Source organism: Streptosporangium sandarakinum, assembly GCF_013409935.1.
GTDB classification, from domain to species: Bacteria; Actinomycetota; Actinomycetes; order Streptosporangiales; family Streptosporangiaceae; genus Streptosporangium; species Streptosporangium nondiastaticum.
The window spans coordinates 593,947-613,331 of the sequence record NZ_JACCCO010000001.1 but is presented as its reverse complement, the minus strand read 5'-3'; the positions used below and the strand labels follow the sequence as shown (position 1 = coordinate 613,331).

The following is a 19,385-nucleotide window of genomic DNA, read 5'->3' as shown; positions in this document are numbered from 1 at the left end:
TCCCGTCCGGGGAACGGCAGGGCTGTACATGGTCCATCCTGGCCCTAGATCCGGGGATGCGCATCAGGGGTGACCCTGGAATGTCCCGGAACGTCCTTCTGGGGCGGCGCGGGGACGGGCCGGTGCGCGGCGTGCGACGCCGAGCCCGCCAGCAGGCTCGCGGCCGTGACGGCGGTGACCAGCGCGAGCCATCCCATGATCCGGTTCATCCGCGGGCCGTTCCCGCCCGGAGCCCAGTGCGGCCCGAGCAGCCAGCGGGCGGGCGCCGCGACGGTGACGCGGCGTATCCCCAGCGCCCCGAGGGCCAGACCGGAGGCCAGGGCGCGACGGCGTGGCCACCGGCGCGTCGCGAGGCGCACGCCGCGCGGGGCGGCGGCGGGGGCGCAGCCGGTCAGCCGGAGCCGTTCGGGGCGGTGGACCCCGGTGAGGCCACCGGCGCCGAGGTCCACCCGGACCAGCTCCAGCGCCTCGGCGTCCAGCCCGCGCAGCGAGGTCACCCGGCTGGTCAGGGGAGTACGCGGCGGCCTCGTCCGGTCCGGCCCGCGCGGCGAGGCCACCCGGGCCGCGCCGTACCCCGCGACCGTCCGCCGCGCGGTCGCGCCCCGCCCGCCGTCCCCGTCGCGTCCCGGGTTCCCGCCGGACCGGACGCGCCCCTCGATCCTGGCCGGGCCGAGCAGCGTCGCGCCGGTGAGATCGGCCTCGGCGCCGTCGAGCCGTACGGCCAGCCGCCCGGCCGTCCGCAGGCGCCGCAGGTCCACCCGGCAGCCGGCGGCCGCGACGTCCAGGCCGCCGCCCGCCCACGCCCCGGCGAGGGACAGGCCGCGGCCCGCCGAGGCGGGGGTCAGAGAGCCGCCCTCCCGGAACCGTGCCCCCTCGAACCCGGCCAGCCCGCCGAACTCCGCCCTGCGGAACGACACCGGCCGGCCGAACCGGCACCCGCGGAAGACGGCGTCCCCGGCGAACCGGGCGCCGTCGAAGCTGGTGAAGCCGTGCAGCTCGGCGCCCTCGAAGGAGACGGTGCGGCCGAACGCGGCGGCGCCGAACAGCGCGTCCCGGCCCGCCGAGACCCGGTCGAACGCCGCGTGCCCGGCGACGGAGACGCCGTGCAGGGACAGTTCCCTGGTGAACCCGGCCCCGCGGAAGGAGACGTTCCCGGTGAAGCGAGCGTCCACGAACGAGGCGAGATGGTGGAAGCGCGCGTGGTCGAAGGTGGCGTCCCCGCCGAAGACGACGCCGCCGAACCTCGCGTCCCCGGTGAGGACCGCCCGGTCGAACCTGGTCCGGCCCGGACGCCCGCGCGTGGCGTCCAGGATCCGCTCCAGCAGGTGCGGCTCCACCCGGGTGCCCCGGAGGTCGACGGGGGAGCCGGGGGAGAGGCCGCCGAGGACCTCGGTCAGCTCGGCGTCGTCCAGGTGGGCCAGGCAGCGTCCGTAGGGCTGCCGCGCCGATCCGGTGCATCCGGGGAGGGCGGTGCAGGTGGTCCAGCCCAGGTCCAGGCTTCTCATGACCGACTCATACCCATGAAGGCGGTCAAAGCGAGATCTACGGCAAAGTGCGCCACGATCCCTGCCGGATAATCTCCACAAAGTATCGGGATTATGTAATTTCACCCTCTATCTACTTATAAGTAAGTGTGGAGCGATACATAGGGCTTTACGCTCCCGGTCATGCGTCCTTCAACCAGAGTGGCCGCCGCCCTCGCGGCCGGCGGCCTCGCCGTGTCCGGCCTGGCGGTCCTGACCTCCGCCCCGGCCCTGGCCGCGCCGGGCACCGTCGTCATCAGCCAGGTCTACGGCGGTGGCGGCGGCAGCGGCGCGCCGTACGCCAACGACTTCGTCGAGCTGTTCAACCGCGGCTCCGCGGCCGTCTCGCTGGACGGCTGGTCCGTGCAGTACGGCAGCGCCACCGGAACCGGCACCTTCGGCGCCAACTCGCCCGTCCCGCTGGCCGGCACGCTGGCACCCGGTCAGTACCACCTCGTCCGGCTCGCCGGCGGCTCCACCGGCGCCGCGCTGCCCGACCCCGACGGCACCGGCACGATCAACCTGAGCGCCGGCTCCGGCAAGGTCGTCCTGGTCCGCTCGGCCGAGGGCCTGGCCTGCAACGGCGGCTCCGTCCCCTGCACCGCCGAGCAGACGGCGCTGATCGCCGACCTCGTCGGGTACGGCACCGCAAACTACTTCGAGGGCGCCGCCCCGGCCCCGGCCCTCTCCGCCACGCTCGCCGGGCTGCGCGGCGACCACGGCTGCGCCGACACCGACGCCAACGCCACCGACGTGGCCACCGGCGCCCCCGCGCCGCGCAACCGGGCGACCACCCCGGCGCCCTGCGGCGACCCCGGCCCCACCCCGACGGCGACTCCCACGGCGACTCCCACGGCGACCCCGACCGTGACTCCGACGGCTACCCCGACGGCGGAGCCGTGTGACCTCCCGGCCACCCACCAGATCGCCGAGGTGCAGGGCAGCGGCGACGTCAGCCCGCTGGCCGGCAAGACCGTCCGCGTCGAGGGCGTCGTGACCGGCGACTTCCAGGGGGCCGACCAGCTCGGCGGGTTCTTCCTCCAGGACCCGACCCCCGACGACGACCCCGCCACCTCCGACGGCCTCTACGCCTACGCCCGCGCCTCCCTCAAGGACGTCAAGCCCGGTGACCGGGTGCTGGTCACCGGCAAGGTCGTGGAGTACAACGGCTGGACCGAACTGTCACCGGTCACCGCCGTGGACGTCTGCGGCACCGGCAGTGTGCAGCCGGCCCCGCAGGACCTGCCGCTGCCCGAGGGGAAGACCTTCGAGCCGCTTGAGAGCATGCTCGTCACCTTCCCGGAGAAGCTGACCCTCACCGACCACTACGACCTGGGCCGCTACGGCGAGGTCACCGTCTCCGCCGAGGGCCGGGTGTTCCAGCCGACCGACCGGCCGGGCGCGGACACCGCCCGCGACGCCCGCCGCAGCCTGCTCGTGGACGACGGCTCCACCAAGGAGAACCCGGCCGTCATCCCCTACACCGACCCGCAGGTCGTCCGCCTCGGTGACACCGCCACCGGCGTCACCGGCGTGCTGGGCTACGGCTTCGGCGTCTACCGCCTCCAGCCGACCGCGCCGATCGAGTTCGCCCGGACCAACCCGCGCCAGGCCGAGCCGTCCCCGGTAGACGGGAACGTCAAGGTGGCCAGCTTCAACACCCTCAACTGGTTCACCACCCTGAAGTCGCGCGGCGCCACCACCGCCGTGGAGCAGCGGCGCCAGCTCGCCAAGCTGGTCGCCGCCCTCAAGGGGATGGACGCCGACGTGGTGGGCCTGATGGAGGTCCAGAACAACGGCCAGACCGCCGTCCAGGCGCTGGTCGACGCCCTCAACGCCGAGGTCGGCGCGGGCACCTACGCGGCGCTCGCCCACCCCAACCCCGGCACCGACCTGATCCACGTGACGGCGATCTACAAGCCGGCCAGGCTCAAGCCCGTCGGCCCCGCCCTCTCCTCCACCGACCCGGTCTACCGGCGGCCCCCGCTGATCCAGACGTTCCGCCGGGTCCAGGGCGGCCAGCCGTTCACGCTCATCGTCAACCACTTCAAGTCCAAGGGCTGCGACGAGGACGCCACCGGGCCCGATGCCGACACCGGCGACGGCCAGGGCTGCTACAACGGCGAGCGGATCCGCCAGGCGAAGGCGACGCTGGCCCTGATCGACAGCCTCGACCTGCCCAACCCGCTGGTGCTCGGCGACCTCAACGCCTACGGCGAGGAGGACCCGATCCACACGCTGGAGGCCGGCAAGCTGACCAGCGTGACCAAGAAGTTCATCCCCGAGACCGACCGCTACAGCTACCTCTACAACGGCATGCTCGGTGAGCTGGACCACGCCCTGGCCGGAAAGAGCCTGCTCAAGCGCGTCACCGGCGCGACGATCTGGCACATCAACTCCGACGAGAGCCGCATGCTCGACTACAACACGGAGTACAACCCGCCGAGCCTCTACCGGCCGGACGCGTTCCGCTCCTCCGACCACGACCCGGTCGTCATCGGGCTCCACCTCCCCGGAGGCAAGGGGTAGGGACGGGCGCCGAGCGTTTTCCCGGACGATCCCGCTCCGCCGGACCCGGCGGAGCGGGATCGTCGCTTTTCGGGAGGGGGCGGCCGGTGACCTCGCCGACGCCAACGCCGAGATCAGGCTCGGCCACGGCCCCCGGCGACGGCTCCCCGGCGGCCCCGCCGACGGGCCCGTGCTGCTCGGTCCTTTCGGCCGGGCGGCCTACGACGCCACCGAGGTCAAGGAACCGCTGCTCACACCGCTCCGGAGGTGATCGTCCCCGATAGGCGATAAGGTTTGGGCGTTCTATAACTTTTGGTACTTATGGGGCGCGCGTGACTTCGGGGCCGGGGAACCAACGACATCTGCCATACCCGCAGGGAGGGCAGGCGCCGCAGCAGGCTTCTCCGCCGCAGTGGGGGCAACCATACCCGCCGCAGCCCCAGGGGCCACCGCCGCCGCTTGGCCCGCCGCCGCCCCAGTGGCCCCAGCAACAGTCGCAGTGGCCCCAGCAGCCGCCGTCTCCCCAGCCGCCTCCGCCCACGCCCCCGCGCCGCAGGACCGGGCTCTGGGTCACGCTCGCCGTCCTCGCCGCGCTGCTGACCGTCGGCGCCGGGGTCGTGGTGGGCATGGTGATGAACTCCGAGAAGCGCCTCGGCCCGCTCACGGAGGAGACGGCCGCGGCCGACCCGAACTCCGTGGCGGTGACCACGAAGGATCTGGAGAACCTCCTGCGCGAGCACACCGAGGCGCTGGGCAGCGGCGACCTCAAGGCGTACACCGGGATCTTCGATCAGAAGAACACGGCGCTGGTCCGGCAGCAGACCCGGCTCTTCGAGAACCTGCGCAAGCTGCCGATCTCCCAGATGTCCTACCAGACCCTGCAGCAGGAGGGGCGCACCCAGGACAGTTTCGGCCGGGGGGTGACGTTCAACCTCGACGTCGCCTTCGTCCACCAGTTCGACGGGATCGACCTGCGGCCCGTCTCGGAGTGGTACCGCTGGACCATCACCAAGCGAAACGCCACCGCCCCGCTGGTCGTCACCAAGGTGGGCGGCGCCCCCGCGCCGATGGGCGACTCGAAGACCGTCTACTACCCGGGTCCCTGGGACATCTGGCCCGACGTCGCGGTCGTCAAGACGGCCCGGACCGTCGTGCTGGCCCACCCGTCGATGGCCGCCCAGGCCAGGCGGATCGCGCCGATCGCCGAGCGGGCGGCCGTGACCGACCTGACGTTCCTCGGCGGGCAGGGCGTGCGGGGGTCGGCGGTGCCCAAGGGGTATGTGGTGACCCTGGTCAAGGGACCCGGCCAGCTCGGCAGCATGTACCGGCAGCAGAAGGCCACCGAGGCGGGCGTCTCCATCCCGATGCCCGCCTGGCGCAGGAGCGGCGACATGCCGATCGGGGCCAGCCGCGTGGTGATGGACACCACCTCGTCGTTCTTCGGGACGGCCGGCGGCACGGCGGAGATCTTCCGGCACGAGTTCGCGCACTCGACGCTGAGCAGCCTCGACAGCGCGAAATTCGACCTCTTCGGGATGGAGAACTGGGTCGTCGAGGGCTTCGCCGAGTACGTCGCCAACCGCGGCGCCCCCATCACCGCCAACCTCCGCTACCCGGAGGGTCAGGCGTACCTGGCCGGGCAGCTCTCCCAGCCGTTCGAGGGCAAGCTTCCGGACAACCTCATCTGGGACATGAAGGGCATGACCAGCGTCCACTACCTGATGGGCCACCTGGCGATGCGGTTCATCGACGAGAAGTACGGCACGCGGAAGCTCGTCGACTTCGTGGTGGAGACCTACCAGGGCGGCAAGGGCGGCGAGGCGCTGCAGAAGGTGCTGGGCACCGACGAGGCGCAGTTCCAGAGCCAGTGGGCGGCCTACGTCCGCAACCAGCTCGGCTGATCGGGGAGATGGCATGACCGACCAGAACAACGCCCCCTCCCAGGGGGAGCCGTACCCGCGACCCCATCAGGGACCGCCGGGGCAGGCGCACCAGGTGTATCCGCCGCAGGGGGGAGCCCATCCGCAGGGGGCGCCGTACCAGCCGCAGGGCCCCAGTGCCCCGGCGTACGGGCAGGGTGCGGGGGCGCCGGCGTACGGGCAGCAGTACCAGCCGCAGGGCGCTGGAGGGTCGCCGTACGGGCAGGGTGCGGGGGCGCTGCCGTACGGGCAGCAGTACCAGCCGCAGGGCCCCAGTGCCCCGGCGTACGGGCAGGGTGCGGGGGCGCCGCCGTACGGGCAGCAGTACCAGCCGCAGGGCGCTGGAGGGTCGCCGTACGGGCAGGGTGCGGGGGCGCTGCCGTACGGGCAGCAGTACCAGCCGCAGGGCCCCAGTGCCCAGGCGTACGGGCAGGGCGCGGGGGCGCCGCCGTACGGGCAGCAGCCGCCGGGACAGCCGTACCCGCCCCAGGCGCAGCCCGCGCCGCGACCCGCCGGACGGCGGACCGGCAGGACCGTGCTCCTCGTGGCGCTGGGCCTCGTCGTGCTGCTCGGCATCGGCACCGGCACCGCCTGGTTCGTCTCCGGCGGGTTCGGCTTCGGTGGGTCCGGCGACGAGATGGGCGCGGGGGAGTGGCAGGTGCCCTTCACCACCGCCGGCACCGAGGTGATCGGCACCGACGCTTCGATCGCCTTCGGCGCCTGGGTGACCGACACTGCGGCCGTCCGGGCACAGAAGGACGGCGTGCTGGCCTACGACCTGAAGACCGGCAAGCGGGTCTGGGGCACGCCCGCCCCGGGGGAGCAGCTCTGCGGGGCGACCGCCGGCATCGTCGGAGGCAAGGGCGCCCTGGCCTACGGCACCGCGAAGATCTGCGACCACGTCGCGGGCATCAACGTCAAGACCGGCAAGCTGCTCTGGAACACCAAGATCCCGGCGAACGCGTCGCGGGCCGGCGAAAAGAGCCTCCACGCCCCCGGCCTCGTGCTCGCCGGCGACCTGGCGGTCGTGCGCACCGCCAAGCAGGTGTCGGCCTACCGGCTGGCCGACGGGAAGAAGGCGTGGACGTCGAACGCCTCGCAGACCTGTGAGACCCGTGACGTCGCCGCCGCGCCCAAGCAGGTCGTGGTCAGCCTGAGCTGCTATGGCGCCGCCGGTGACAGCGTCGTCGTGCTCGACGCGCGGACCGGCGCCTTGAGGGGGGAGCACCGGATCGGCGAGGACGACGGGGGGATTCCCGACCATCTGCTCTCGGCCGACCCGGTGGTGGCGGCGTGGTCCGGCGGCGAATCGTCCGCCATCCTCGTGCTGGACGGCAGCGGCAAGAAGCTCCGCGAGTTCGAGACCGGGGAGAAGACCGACTTCCTCTCGCTCAACAACACGATCTACATCAACGGCGGCCACGAGGACATCCGCGCCATGGTGCGCGGGAACACCCTCTACCTCGCCACCTTCCCGGTGAACACCAAGGGCGGCGGGATCTCCCGCGACGACGTCATGGCCTTCGACCTGGGGACCGGGAGGAAGCTGTGGAAGTCCTCGGGCACCGGCGCCAACTTGATCACCTTCGTCGACTCCGGAGACGCCGGGGCCGCCGGGGCCGCGGGAGGCAACGGCCTGCTGGTCATCGAGGAGGGCGGCCGCAACGAGCCGGTTCCCCGGCTGACCAGGATCGACACGGTCACCGGCAAGGCTGCGCCGCTCGCCGACCTGCCGCAGAAGGCCGGTGGGGAGAGCGGAAAGGCCCACGTCCACTACCGCGCCGGCACCCTGGTGATCATGCCCTATCAGCAGATCGCCAGCCGGTACGCCGTCACCGCGGTGCGCGCCGACGCCGGATAGGCGCGCCGGGCGGCGGGAGGGGCCGCCGGGGCGGTGAGGATGGAATGCCCAACGGGGGTAAGTGGTTATGCGAGCCGTACAGACGTGAACGACAAGAGGAGCCACCGGTGGCGACCATCGAGGTAACCGAGCAGAACTTCAACGAGATCGCCGACGACGGGATCGTCCTGCTGGACTTCTGGGCGGCCTGGTGCGGGCCGTGCCGCACGTTCGGTCCGATCTTCGAGAAGTCGTCGGAGAAGCACACCGACATCAAGTTCGGCAAGATCGACACCGAGGCGCAGCAGGGGCTGGCCCAGGGCTTCGAGATCACCTCGATCCCGACGATCATGGCCATCCGCGACGGCATCGTCGTTTTCGCCCAGCCCGGGGCGCTGCCGGAGCCGGCCCTCGAAGACCTGATCGGCCAGGTCCGCGCCCTCGACATGGACGCGATCCGGGCCGAGCTGGCCAAGGAGATGGGCGCCCAGGAGGGCTGAGGCCCCGAACCACGAGAACCCCGCGCCGTGAACGGCCGCGGGGCTCTCATCATGTCCGCCTCCAGGGGCGGAGCTCAGGCCGAGCGGTACAGCTCCGCCACCCGGAAGGCCAGGTCCAGCGACTGGCTCCGGTTGAGGCGCGGGTCGCACGCCGTCTCGTAGCGCCGTGCCAGGTCGTCCTCGACGATCTCCAGCCCGCCGCCCACGCACTCGGTGACGTCGTCGCCGGTGAACTCGATGTGGATGCCGCCGGGGTGGGTGCCCAGCGCGCCGTGCACCTCGAAGAAGCCCGCCACCTCGTTCAGCACGTCGTCCAGGCGGCGGGTCTTGTGGCCGCTGGGCGCCTCGAAGGTGTTACCGTGCATCGGGTCGCAGACCCACGCCACCGTGGCGCCGCTCGCCGTCACCTTCTCCACCAGGTTCGGAAGGTGGTCGCGGATCTTCCCGGCGCCCATCCGGGTGATGAACGTCAGGCGGCCCGGCTCGTTGTCCGGGTTCAGCCGCTCGATGAGCGCGAGGGCGTCCTCGGGGGTGGTCGTCGGGCCGAGCTTCACGCCGATCGGGTTGCGGATCCGGGAGAAGAACTCCACGTGCGCGCCGTCGAGCTGGCGGGTGCGCTCGCCGATCCAGACCATGTGCGCCGACACGTCGTACGGCAGGCCGGTCCGGGAGTCGATCCGGGTGAGGGCGTGGTCGTAGTCGAGGATCAGCGCCTCGTGCGAGGAGTAGAACTCCACGGTGTGGAACTCGTTCGGGTCGGCCCCGCAGGCGCGCATGAACGCCAGGGCCTGGTCGATCCCGCGGGCGAGCTGCTCGTAGCGCTTCCCGGCGGGCGACTCGATCACGAAGTCCTGGTTCCAGGCGTGCACCTGCCGCAGGTCCGCGTAGCCGCCGCGGGTGAAGGCGCGGGCGAGGTTCAGCGTCACGGCCGAGGAGTGGTAGGCGCGCAGCAGCCGCCACGGGTCGGGGACGCGGGCCTCGGGGGTGAAGTCGAAGCCGTTGACCATGTCGCCCCGGTAGGTGGGCAGCTCGATGCCGTCGCGGGCCTCGGTCGGCTTGGACCGCGGCTTGGCGAACTGGCCGGCCATCCGGCCGATCTTCACGACAGGCACCTTGGCCGCGTAGGTGAGCACGATCGCCATCTGCAGCAGCGTCTTGAGCTTGTTGCGCACGTCGTTCGCGGTCGCACCGGAGAAGGTCTCGGCGCAGTCGCCGCCCTGCAGCACGAACGCCTCGCCTCGCGCCACCGCCGCCAGCTCGGCCTTGAGCTTGTCGCACTCGCCGGCGAACACCAGGGGCGGCAGCCCCTTGAGCTCGGCGACGACCTTCTCCAGTTCGTCGCGGTCGGGCCACTCGGGCTGCTGCGCCGCGGGCAGCTGCCGCCAGGAATCGAAGTTGATGCTCACGACACACCAGGCTATTGCAACGGCGTCACCGGCCGGACCCCTTTGCTCAAGGAGTGAGACACCTTTCGCCATAAATGAGACGCCGGCGGGGGATTCTCGTGCCGGCCCGCCGGCTCTCAGCTCACTTCCGCCGGTGAGGGGGCGCCTCCGGGCTCCTCACGTGCTCGGGGAGGACGCCGAAACCGATGAAGCGGCGGCCGAGGGCGCCGACCACCGGGAGACGGGAGACGTCACGCGGCAGCCCCACCGGCCGGACCCGGCCGGAGAGGGTGGGACCGATCAGCGCGGCCTGCACCGCCCGCTGGGCGAGCTGGGTGACCGCCGTGGGCGGCATGCGGCGCCGCTGGACGCGGGCGAGCAGTGACTCGGGGATGTCGGCCCCGGCGGCGAGAGGTCCGGCCAGCAGGTTGGCCGCCGCCACGGCGTCCTGCACGGCCAGGTTGATGCCGACCCCGAAGATCGGTGACATGGCGTGCGCGGCGTCGCCGATGGCCAGCAGGCCGGGACGGTGCCAGCGCGACAGCCGGTTCACCCGGACCGACAGCACGCTCACGTCGTCGAAGCCGTCCAGCAGCCCGACGCGGTCGCCGAGGAACGGCAGCAGGCCGGCGACCTGCTCGCGCAGCGCCTTGATCCCCCCGGCACGCAGGGCGTCGAAGCCGCCCTTGCGGATCACGTAGGCGAGCTGCCAGTAGGAGCCGCGGTCGATCGCCACCATGATGCGGCCGCTGGACAGCCGCAGGAAGGTCTGGTCGGGGTCGGACGCCTCGCGCGGCAGCCGGAACCACACCACGTCCATCGGCGCGCCGAACTCCTTCGGCACGAGCCCGGCGGCCCGGCGCACGGCGGAGGTGCGGCCGTCGGCGGCGACGGTGAGCGTCGCGCGCAGCTCGTGCTCGCCTTCGGCGTCGCGGTAGCGGATCCCGCGCACCGCGCCACCCTCGCGGATCACGCCGGTCACCTCGGCGTTCATCACCAGCCGGAAGGACGGGTACCGCCCGGCGGCCTCGGTGACCAGGTTGAGGAAGTCCCACTGCGGGACGAAGGCGATGTAGCGGTATCTGCCCGGCAGCCGGGTCAGGTCGGCGACGGGTGCCAGACCGTCGTCGGTCATCATGACCAGCCGATGCTCCTTGCGGTGCGGCAGCCGGTGGAACTCCTCGGCGAGCCCCAGCTCGTCGAGGATCTGCAGGGTGGAGGGGTGGATGGTGTCACCCCGGAAGTCCCGCAGGAAGTCGCCGTGTTTCTCCAGCAGTGTGACCTTGACGCCCGCGCGGGCCAGCAGCAGCGCGAGCATCGCTCCCGCCGGGCCGGCCCCGGCGATCACGCATGTGTTCTCCGTCATAATTCATCACCCATTGAATTATTTCACGGGTGGGGCCGAAGGTAAACCTTCTTCCGCAGACCCGCCGACCCGCCGATTCCTGCACGACCCGCCGATTCCTGCACGGCCCGTCCGGTTCCTGCATGGCCCGTCCGGTTCCTGTGCGGCCGTGCGATCACTCTTCCGGGGGACGTACCCGGCGCCCCGGCCGCGATAGAAATCCGGAATGACTGTCTACGAGACCGAGCGGCTCATCGTCCGCGAATGGACCCACGACCCGGCCGACCTCGACCGGATGACCGACATCTACACCCGGCCGGAGGTCCTCCGCTGGCTGCCGCCCTTCGACTTCGAGGCGGCGCCCGCGGTGGACGGCTGGCACGCCTTCCACGAGCGCGACCGCAGGTTCGGCTCCTGGGCGGTCGAGGTCCGCGACACCGGGGTGCCCGCCGGGACCGTGCTGTTCCGGCCGATCCCCGGCGGCGACGGGGAGGTCGAGGTCGGCTGGCACTTCCACCCCGACTCCTGGGGCAACGGCTACGCCACCGAGGCGGCCCGGGGCGCGGTCGAACGCGGGTTCGCCTCCGGGCTGGAAGAGGTGTACGCCCTGGTCAAGCCGGGCAACGACGCCTCCATGGCCGTCTGCCGGCGGCTCGGGATGACCCCGCGCGGCCGTACCACGCGCTTCTTCGGCCTGGAGTCGGAGATGTTCCACCTCCCGCGCCCGAGCTGACGGCCGCGCCGGGCGCCCCGGCCACCGGTGAGGACGCGGCCCGAGCACGGGACCCACGACCGGTCCGGCCGACGCAGGTGTTCACACGCCCGCGCCACCGGGTACCCGGTCCGCCGATCGGCCGGCCCGGTGGCCCCCGTCAGCCGATGAGGCCGCCCAGACGGCCCTCAAGCAGCAGCAACAGCTCGCCCAGCAGGTCGGCCAGCTCCCGCTCGCGCTCGGCGGGCAGCCCGGCCAGCAGCGCGGTCTCATACTCCAACTGCTCCGGCAGCAGCCGCATGATGAGCTCCCGGCCGGCGTCGGTGAGCGACAGGTGCGCCACCCTGCGATCGCGCTCGTCCACCCGTCGCGCCACCAGCCCGCCGTCCTCCAGCCGCCTGAGCCGTTTGGTGACGGCGGCGCCCGAGGCGAAGGTCTCGCGGGCCAGCCGGCCGGGGGTCAGCTCGCCGCCGACGCGCAGCAGCGCGCACAGGATGTCGAACTCCGGGCGGCTGACCCCGGCACGGCCCAGCGGCGCGTCCCCGGCGTGCTGCAGGAGCGCGACGCACCGGGTGAGCCGGCCGATGACCGCTATCGTGTCGAGATCGGCGTCGGGCAGGACACGCCGCCACTGGCGCAGCGCGATCGCCACGGCGTCCTGCTCTTGCTCATGGCGACGCTGCGCGTCGCGGCTCGGGGCTGTGTTCATGGCGACGCCGGCGCGTCGCGGCGCGGGGGCTGGAGGCCGGTGTCTTCCCTCGTCGTTCACTCGCTTCGCTCTCTGCTCATTGCGACGCTGCGCGTCGCGGCTCGGGGGCTCTTATCCGGTGTCTTCCCTCGTCACTCCGTCGCTTCGCGACTGCGTTCCTCAGTCCAGACACCGGCGCCCCCTCGCGGGCTCATTGCGACGCTGCGCGTCGCGGCTCGGGGGCTCTTATCCGGTGTCTTCCCTCGTCACTCCGTCGCTTCGCGACTGCGTTCCTCAGTCCAGACACCGGCGCCCCCTCGCGGGCTCATTGCGACGCTGCGCGTCGCGGCTCGGGGGCTCTTATCCGGTGTCTTCCCTCGTCACTCCGTCGCTTCGCGACTGCGTTCCTCAGTCCAGACACCGGCGCCCCCTCGCGGGCTCATTGCGACGCTGCGCGTCGCGGCTCGGGGGCTCTTATCCGGTGTCTTCCCTCGTCACTCCGTCGCTTCGCGACTGCGTTCCTCAGTCCAGACACCGGCGCCCCTCGCGGGTCCCGTCAGTTCGGTGAGTTTGCGGTGGCCGGCGCGTTCGGCGGTGGTGATCCGTTCCTGGGGCAGGGCCGTGCTCCACCATTCGCCCGCCGCGGTGTCGGCGGCCTCGCGCAGCTCGACCAGCGAGGCGTTGAGGCGGTCGCGGGCGGCCCTGGCCTGGCCTGGGTCGGTGGGTGACGGTTCGGCCACGGCCCGCTCCAGGCGCTCCAGCCCCTCGTGGACCCGCCGGGCCGCCCGCCGGTCGGGCAGCAGCACGCACGCCGCCAGTCCGGCCACGGCGCCCACGCAGGTGTCGAGCCAGCGGTCGGCGACCAGCTCGCCCACCGGCTGGACCCCGGCGAACTGGGTCATCAGGATGGACATGGGCGCGACGAACACGCTGCCCAGCCAGTAGTTGCGGGTGATCGTCGCCTCGGTGAGGAACTGCATGACCAGCACGGTGGCCACGAGGGCGAGCGACCCCAGCCGGGTCAGCGGCACCACCAGCGTGAACAGCGCGACCCCCAGCAGGTTGCCCACGACGCGCTGCAGCGCCCGGTTCCACGAGAGCGTGGTGTTGGCGGCGAACACCGCCGCCGCGGTCACCACCGCCCAGTACGGCCGGCCGACCCCCAGCGCCATCGACGCCCAGCCGGCCAGCGCGGAGCCCGCCGCCACCATCATGACCACGCGCCACCTCCCGGCGACCTCCGGCAGGAGGCGGTGGCGGCGGGGCCGCTCGGCGGCCACCCCGGACAGCTCGGCCTCCTCGCCCGCGTCCTCCCCGGGCGCCTCGGACCGCCCGGGGACCGGCAGCGGGCGGCCCTTGCGCAGATCGCGCGCCCACGCGGTGAACGAGTCGGCCTCGGCCGCGTGCCGCGCCGGCAGCGCCGCCGCCGACTCGGCGCGCACCAGGAGCCGCCGCAGCTCCGCCCGGCTTCCGGCGGTCCCGGCGCGCAGCAGCGTCTGCCAGGCGGCGTTGACGGTGGCCGCGGCCGCGTGCCGGGCCTGCGGCGGCTCCTGGCCGCCGGACGAGGCCCGCAGCAGGCGGGCGGCGGCCTCCAGGGCGCGGGCGACCGCGATGCGTTCCGGTCCGTCCGGCCTGACCAGCGCCGGAGCCATCCCGACCAGCCACGCCACGACCCCGGCGGCCAGCGCCAGCGCCAGGTGCGCGGGAACGTCGGCCAGGCGCTGCGGCAGGAAGGCGGCGCTCACCGCGACGAAGGTGAGCACGACGTGCCCGGGCGGGCCGATCCGGGCCGCGTCGCAGGTGGCCTTGTGCGCCCCGGCCAGGAGCGCGGCCACCGCGACCCGCAGGACGGTGGAATCGGTGAGCGAGGCGGTGATGAGCCCGACGGCGATGCTCGCCAGCATCCCCGCCACGACCCACGCCAGGGTCCTGGCCCGTGCGGTGTACGGCAGGCCGTGGCCGTACAGGGCGCACAGCGAGCCGCCGGCGGCGTAGGCGGCGAGGTCGGGCCGGCCGGCGAGCAGCAGCGCGAACTGGGGGACGGCGACCGAGGCCACGGCACTGAACGCCGGCTTGTGCCAGATGTCGCCGAGCGGTCCCAGGCGCAGCGACGCGCGGACGGGCATGCGGACGTGGAGGATCGGCTTCTCGACGGGGAACACGCTCACCCATGAAGCTTACCGGGTATTTTATATGTAAAACATCTGCGAACCGTACACTCCGAAGGCTGTGACCTGGGGGACGTCGCCGAATGGTGCGGGGCGGCGCGGGCTCAGCAGGGCGAGATCGTCCAGGACGCCTCGGTCTTCTCGCCGGGCCGCAGCACGATCAGGTCGGTGCCGGAGTTGAAGGCGTCGGGCGGGCAGGTCATCGGCTCCACCGCCAGCCCGCGGTGGCCGAGGCCGGTCCCGGTGCACACCTGCACCCAGGGCAGCACGGAGGCGTCCCAGCGCACCTCGACCCCGCCCTCGGGGCCGCGCAGCCGTACCGCGGCCTGCCCGGAGGCGTCGGCGGCGAGGCCGGTGAAGGCGTGGTCCACGGCGGTGTCCCCCACCACGCGCGGGACCGTGAAGTCGTACGGCGTGCCGGAGACGTCCTCCAGCGCGCGCGGCAGCAGCCGGTCGTCCACCAGCAGCACCCTGCCGGCCGGCACGTGCAGCTCGTACCGCTCGACGTCGTCGCCTGCCAGCAGCCACGGGTGCGGGCCGCAGCCGTAGGGGGCGTCGGTGTCACCGGTGTTCTCGGCGGTCAGCGTGGTGGTCAGTCCGCCGGGGGTCAGGGAGTAACGCACCTCCAGGGCGACGGTGAACGGGTAGCCCGGGGTGGGGGTGATCGTGTGGGCGAGCCGGACGAAGCCGTGCTCGTCCTCCACCGACAGCCACTCCACCGCCGTCCAGTCGGTCTCGGCGACCAGCCCGTGCAGGGCGTTGCCGCGGTCCTCCTCGTTCACGGGCAGCCGGTGCTCCCGCCCTTCGAAGGTGTAGCGGGCGCCTCCGACGCGGTTGGGCCAGGGGGCGAGGAGGGTGCCGCTGTAGTAGGGGATCGGCCCGTCCTCCGGCCAGGAGACCACGAGGTCGCGCTCGCCGTCGCGAAGGACGCGCAGGGCGGCGGACCGCTCGGTGATCTCGGCGTGCATGGTGCCGCTGCGGAGGGTGAACTGCCGGGCCAAGGGGAGATCCTTTCGATCGGGCGGGCGGTGCGGGCGCCCTACCCCATTTTCGCAGCCCGATCACCGCCGGGACCGCCGGAACATATATGGGAGCGCTCCCATAACGGTCCAACGTTAGGGATCACCGCATCGGCGGTCAACGGCCGCCGATCCCCGAACCGATACACGCCCGTGTGTATCCGGTCCGTATCTCCCTTGACCGCGGGCCTCCGTAACGTGACGGGCACCCGCGGAACGGCCGCGAGGGGACACGCCGCCGGGAGCGCCGACATGCAGCACGCCGCCGTCCACGCCGTCCTCGCCTGCCGGGCGTTTCTGGCGGTGCTCTTCATCGTGTCCGTCCATGGCAAGGCGCGCCGTGGGACGGCCTACCGCCGTTTCGAGGAGGCCGTGGAGCGCCTGCTGCCGTCCTGGCCGCCGACGCGGATGCTGGGGAGCCGGCGGATCGCCGCCCTGGTCCTGGTCGCCGAGGCGGGCGTGCCGGTCCTCGTCGCGGTGCCCGCCACGGCTCCGGCGGGGCTGCTCCTGGGCGCCGCCCTGCTGCTGGTGTTCGCGGGGATGCTGGCCCGTGCCGTACGCGCCGGTCACGACGGCGCCTGCCACTGCTTCGGTGAATCGGCCCGGCCGGTCGGCCGGGGGCAGGTGATCAGGAACCTCGTGCTCGGGTCCGCGGCCCTCGCCGCCGCCGGCATCGCGGCGCGAGGCGGTACGGCCGGCCTCGAAGGAACCCTCGTCGCGGTGCTCGCCGGAGCCCTCCTCGCCGTGCTCGTCGTCCACGCCGAGGACATCGGAGACCTGTTCCGGTCCCTGTGAAGCCTGGAGGATCCTCCCGATGCCCGAACCAGTCGCGTCCGGCCCGCCGCCCGCTCCGGCGGCCGGGCCGTCCGGTCTCCCACCGGGTCTCCCGCCGGATCTCCCACCCGGCCTTCCGCCGGGTCTCCCGCCGGGCTTTCCGCCCGGCTCTCCGCCCGTCGGGCCGTCCGCCGGGGCCGGTGACGCCGCTCCCCGGTCCCGGGCGCGGGCGAGCGTACGGGGCGCCGCGGCGGCGCTCGCCCTGGCGTGGCGGGCGGGCCCGTGGCTCGCCACCGCCTTCGCTCTGCTCACCCTGGCCGGGGCGGCGCTGCCGGTGGTGACGGCGTGGCTGACCAAGTCGGCGATCGACCTCATCGCCCGGGGCGCGGCCACCGCCCCGGCCCTCACCGGCCTGGGCGCGGCGCTGGCGGCCTGCGGCGTGCTGGCGGCCGTGGTCCCCCAGGCGGCGCGGTACGCCAGGGAGGAGACCGGCCGCCGGGTCGGGCTGGCCGCTCAGGACCGGCTCTTCCGGGCGGCCGAGCGCTTCGTGGGGCTGGCGAGGTTCGAGGACCCGGTCTTCCTCGACCGGCTCAGGATGGCCCAGCAGCACGGCGCCACCACGCCGGGACAGGTCGTCTCCGCCGTCCTCGGCATCGCCAGGACCACGGTCACCGGGGCGGGGTTCCTCGGCTCCCTGCTGGTGGTCGGCCCCTGGATGGCGCCGGTGGTCGTCTGCGCGGCCGTCCCCTCGCTGGCCGCGGAGCTGTGGCTGGCCCGGCGCCGCGCGGCCATGCTCTGGCGGATCGGCCCGGCCGAGCGCAGGGAGTTCTTCTTCCGGGAGTTGCTGGTGAACGTGCAGGCCGCCAAGGAGATGCGCCTGTTCGGCACCGGGGCGCACCTGCGGGAGCTGATGAACGGCAGGCGGCGGGCCGCGAACGCCGAACGCGGCCGGACGGACCGGCGCGAGCTGCGCGTCCAGGGCGCGGCCGGCACGTTCGGCGCGCTCGCCGCCGGCGGCGGGCTGGTCTGGGCGCTGCACGCCGCGGCCGGAGGCGGTCTCACCGTCGGTGACGTGTCCCTCTTCGCGGCGGCCGTCGCCGGGGTGCAGGGCGCTCTCACCGGGCTGGCCGTGGAGGTGGCGGCGGCCCATCGGCAGCTGCTCCTGTTCGGCCACTACCTCGCCGTCCTCGGCGGCGAGCCGGACCTTCCCGTACCGCCCCTGCCCCGGCCGGCGCCGCCGCTGCGCCGCGGCGTGGAGCTGCGCGACGTGTGGTTCCGCTACTCGCCGGAGCACCCGTGGACCCTGCGCGGCCTGAACCTCACGATCCCGTACGGCGAGGCGGTCGGCCTGGTCGGCAGGAACGGGGCGGGCAAGAGCACGCTGGTCAAGCTGCTGTGCCGGATGTACGACCCGGAGCGCGGGGAGATCCTGTGGGACGGGACGGACATCCGCGAGCTGGACCCCGCCGGGCTGAGGGCGCGGATCGGCGCGGTGTTCCAGGACTACATGCAGTACGACATGACGGCGGCCGAGAACATCGGCCTGGGTGATGTCGGCCGGATCGGGGACCGGGCACGGATCGAGGCCGCGGCCCGCGGGGCGGGCGCGCACGGGTTCGTCGCCGCGCTGCCCCGCGGTTACGACACCCTCCTGTCCCGGCTCTTCTTCCAGGGCGACGACCTGGACGGCGATCCGGACGGCGATCCGGACGGCGACCTGGACGGTGGCCGGGGCGGCGGCGCCGGGAACGGGCCGGGCGGCGGCCAGGGGACCGGCGTCCTCCTGTCGGGCGGGCAGTGGCAGCGCCTCGCGCTGGCCCGCGCCTACCTCCGGGGGGACCGCGACCTGCTGATCCTGGACGAGCCCGGCTCCGGACTGGACGCCGAGGCCGAGCACGAGATCCACGTCGGGCTGCGCGAGCACCGGCGGGGACGGACCAGCGTGCTCGTCTCCCACCGCCTGGGCACCCTCCGGGAGGCCGGCCTCCTCGTCGTCCTGGACGGGGGCCGGGTCGCCGAGCAGGGCACCCACGCCGAGCTGCTGGCCCGCGGCGGGCTCTACGCCCACCTGTTCGGGCTGCAGGCCCAGGGCTACCGGGCCGCGGAGCCGGGCGACGGCGATCTCGCCCCGGCGTTTCCCCCGGGTGCGGGAAACGGCGCGCGAGCCGATCTCCCCGGGACGTGACGCGGGATACACGGCGGCGAGTATCGGCGCTGTAGGGATCCCATCGGCGGTCCTCTTACCTTTCGAGATGTCCACCGATCGATGGGAGAGAAGAATGTACTGCTTCTGCAACTCCGGCCGTTGGTGCTGCGCCACCACCACCTACTACGCCTGCTACGACCACGGCTGCTGAGCCGAGATGAGATCCGGGGGCGCGTCCGTTCCGGGCGCGCCCCCTTTCCCGTTCCGCCGGAAAGGAAAAGGGCCAGGAATGTATTTCGTCGCCGCGCTCGTGGTGCTGGTGGGCGTCGTGTGCACGCTCGATCTCCTCTTCACCGTCAGGCTCACCCGTCTCGTGAGGGCCCTGCCCGGGCCGGCCGGGCCCTCCGGGTCCTCCGGGCCTTCCGCACTCCCCGGGAGGCTGCCGGATCTGATGCTGCCGGTCGGCGAGGTCGTCGGCCCCTTCGAGGCCGTGACGGCCGACGGCGAGGTGCGCCGGGGCCCGACCCTGACCCCCGGCCGCACCCTGGTCGGGGTCTTCACCAAGAACTGCCCGCCGTGCGCCGAGCGGGTCCCGCAGTTCCTGGAGGCGGCGAAGAACCATCCGCACGGGCGGGACGCCGTCCTGGCGGTGCTGGTCACCGACGGCGAGGACGTCTCGGACTACCGGGACACGCTCCAGCCGGTGGCGCACGTCATCGTCGAGAGGAAGGGTGAGGCCGCGACCAGGGCGCTGGGGGTGCGGGGCTACCCCGCCCTCGCCGTCCTCGACGAGCGGGGCGGGGTCCTCGCGGCGGGGACGATCATGGCCCACGTCGAACCGGTCCTCTGACAGGAGCG

At 73.2% G+C, this 19,385-nt stretch carries 14 protein-coding genes; 8 read left to right on the top strand and 6 right to left on the bottom strand.

The window, feature by feature from the left end; genetic code table 11:
• Window positions 1-44: 44 nt before the first annotated feature.
• The gene (locus HDA43_RS02715; protein WP_179818146.1) at window positions 45-1,505 is read right to left on the bottom strand and encodes a pentapeptide repeat-containing protein; all 1,461 of its coding nucleotides are present in this window, start codon (window positions 1,503-1,505) and stop codon (window positions 45-47) included.
• Between the two features lie 162 nt (window positions 1,506-1,667).
• Here HDA43_RS02715 and HDA43_RS02710 point away from each other — a divergent pair, with 162 nt between their 5' ends.
• The 4 genes from HDA43_RS02710 (at window position 1,668) to trxA (ending at window position 8,290) form a co-directional block, all read left to right on the top strand.
• A complete protein-coding gene (locus tag HDA43_RS02710) occupies window positions 1,668-4,052 on the top strand; it encodes an ExeM/NucH family extracellular endonuclease (RefSeq protein WP_179818145.1) in 2,385 nt (794 codons plus the stop codon).
• A 611-nt stretch (window positions 4,053-4,663) separates the two neighbouring features.
• The gene (locus tag HDA43_RS02705; protein WP_179818144.1) at window positions 4,664-5,932 is read left to right on the top strand and encodes a hypothetical protein; all 1,269 of its coding nucleotides are present in this window, start codon (window positions 4,664-4,666) and stop codon (window positions 5,930-5,932) included.
• 13 nt (window positions 5,933-5,945) lie between these two features.
• A complete protein-coding gene (locus tag HDA43_RS02700; protein WP_179818143.1) occupies window positions 5,946-7,811 on the top strand; it encodes an outer membrane protein assembly factor BamB family protein in 1,866 nt (621 codons plus the stop codon).
• A 107-nt stretch (window positions 7,812-7,918) separates the two neighbouring features.
• Complete coding sequence (trxA, locus tag HDA43_RS02695) at window positions 7,919-8,290, top strand: thioredoxin (RefSeq protein WP_179818142.1); 372 nt, start codon at window positions 7,919-7,921, stop codon at window positions 8,288-8,290.
• Between the two features lie 74 nt (window positions 8,291-8,364).
• Here the strand turns inward: trxA and HDA43_RS02690 are convergent, their stop codons facing one another.
• Together HDA43_RS02690 and HDA43_RS02685 are read right to left on the bottom strand one after the other, a co-directional pair.
• Window positions 8,365-9,696 (bottom strand): class II 3-deoxy-7-phosphoheptulonate synthase, encoded by a 1,332-nt coding sequence (locus tag HDA43_RS02690; RefSeq protein ID WP_179818141.1) that lies wholly within the window; start codon window positions 9,694-9,696, stop codon window positions 8,365-8,367.
• A gap of 121 nt (window positions 9,697-9,817) precedes the next feature.
• Window positions 9,818-11,041 (bottom strand): FAD-dependent oxidoreductase, encoded by a 1,224-nt coding sequence (locus HDA43_RS02685; protein ID WP_179818140.1) that lies wholly within the window; start codon window positions 11,039-11,041, stop codon window positions 9,818-9,820.
• A 205-nt stretch (window positions 11,042-11,246) separates the two neighbouring features.
• Between HDA43_RS02685 and HDA43_RS02680 the strand changes: the two genes are divergently transcribed.
• Window positions 11,247-11,753, top strand: a complete 507-nt coding sequence (locus HDA43_RS02680) for a GNAT family N-acetyltransferase (protein ID WP_179818139.1) — start codon at window positions 11,247-11,249, stop codon at window positions 11,751-11,753.
• Window positions 11,754-11,892: 139 nt separating this feature from the next.
• Here HDA43_RS02680 and HDA43_RS02675 read toward each other — a convergent pair whose 3' ends face one another.
• The 3 genes from HDA43_RS02675 to HDA43_RS02665 all read right to left on the bottom strand — a co-directional run bounded on the left by HDA43_RS02675 (window position 11,893) and on the right by HDA43_RS02665 (window position 15,589).
• Entirely contained in the window at window positions 11,893-12,441 is a 549-nt protein-coding gene (locus tag HDA43_RS02675; RefSeq protein WP_179818138.1) for a MarR family winged helix-turn-helix transcriptional regulator, read from the bottom strand.
• 473 nt (window positions 12,442-12,914) lie between these two features.
• On the bottom strand, window positions 12,915-14,588 hold the full coding sequence (locus HDA43_RS36255) for an FUSC family protein (RefSeq protein ID WP_218911573.1): 1,674 nt from the start codon (window positions 14,586-14,588) through the stop codon (window positions 12,915-12,917).
• Window positions 14,589-14,692: 104 nt separating this feature from the next.
• Window positions 14,693-15,589: an aldose 1-epimerase family protein gene (locus HDA43_RS02665; protein ID WP_179818137.1), complete on the bottom strand. Its 897-nt coding sequence runs from the start codon at window positions 15,587-15,589 to the stop codon at window positions 14,693-14,695.
• Window positions 15,590-15,859: 270 nt separating this feature from the next.
• Between HDA43_RS02665 and HDA43_RS02660 the strand changes: the two genes are divergently transcribed.
• The 3 genes from HDA43_RS02660 to HDA43_RS02650 all read left to right on the top strand — a co-directional run bounded on the left by HDA43_RS02660 (window position 15,860) and on the right by HDA43_RS02650 (window position 19,377).
• Window positions 15,860-16,402: a MauE/DoxX family redox-associated membrane protein gene (locus HDA43_RS02660; RefSeq protein ID WP_179818136.1), complete on the top strand. Its 543-nt coding sequence runs from the start codon at window positions 15,860-15,862 to the stop codon at window positions 16,400-16,402.
• Between the two features lie 19 nt (window positions 16,403-16,421).
• Entirely contained in the window at window positions 16,422-18,566 is a 2,145-nt protein-coding gene (locus HDA43_RS02655) for an ABC transporter ATP-binding protein (protein ID WP_179818135.1), read from the top strand.
• A gap of 250 nt (window positions 18,567-18,816) precedes the next feature.
• The gene (locus tag HDA43_RS02650; protein WP_179818134.1) at window positions 18,817-19,377 is read left to right on the top strand and encodes a TlpA disulfide reductase family protein; all 561 of its coding nucleotides are present in this window, start codon (window positions 18,817-18,819) and stop codon (window positions 19,375-19,377) included.
• Window positions 19,378-19,385 lie beyond the last annotated feature (8 nt).

Bases quoted from the DNA above. Each gene is read 5' to 3' on its own strand.
- HDA43_RS02660 (WP_179818136.1), top strand. From the start codon at position 15,860: ATGCAGCACGCCGCCGTCCACGCCGTCCTCGCCTGCCGGGCGTTTCTG.
- HDA43_RS02655 (WP_179818135.1), top strand. From the start codon at position 16,422: ATGCCCGAACCAGTCGCGTCCGGCCCGCCGCCCGCTCCGGCGGCCGGG.
- HDA43_RS02680 (WP_179818139.1), top strand. From the start codon at position 11,247: ATGACTGTCTACGAGACCGAGCGGCTCATCGTCCGCGAATGGACCCAC.
- HDA43_RS02710 (WP_179818145.1), top strand. From the start codon at position 1,668: ATGCGTCCTTCAACCAGAGTGGCCGCCGCCCTCGCGGCCGGCGGCCTC.
- HDA43_RS02650 (WP_179818134.1), top strand. From the start codon at position 18,817: ATGTATTTCGTCGCCGCGCTCGTGGTGCTGGTGGGCGTCGTGTGCACG.
- HDA43_RS02700 (WP_179818143.1), top strand. From the start codon at position 5,946: ATGACCGACCAGAACAACGCCCCCTCCCAGGGGGAGCCGTACCCGCGA.
- HDA43_RS02705 (WP_179818144.1), top strand. From the start codon at position 4,664: ATGAACTCCGAGAAGCGCCTCGGCCCGCTCACGGAGGAGACGGCCGCG.
- HDA43_RS02685 (WP_179818140.1), bottom strand. From the start codon at position 11,041: ATGACGGAGAACACATGCGTGATCGCCGGGGCCGGCCCGGCGGGAGCG.
- HDA43_RS02675 (WP_179818138.1), bottom strand. From the start codon at position 12,441: ATGAACACAGCCCCGAGCCGCGACGCGCAGCGTCGCCATGAGCAAGAG.
- HDA43_RS02715 (WP_179818146.1), bottom strand. From the start codon at position 1,505: ATGAGAAGCCTGGACCTGGGCTGGACCACCTGCACCGCCCTCCCCGGA.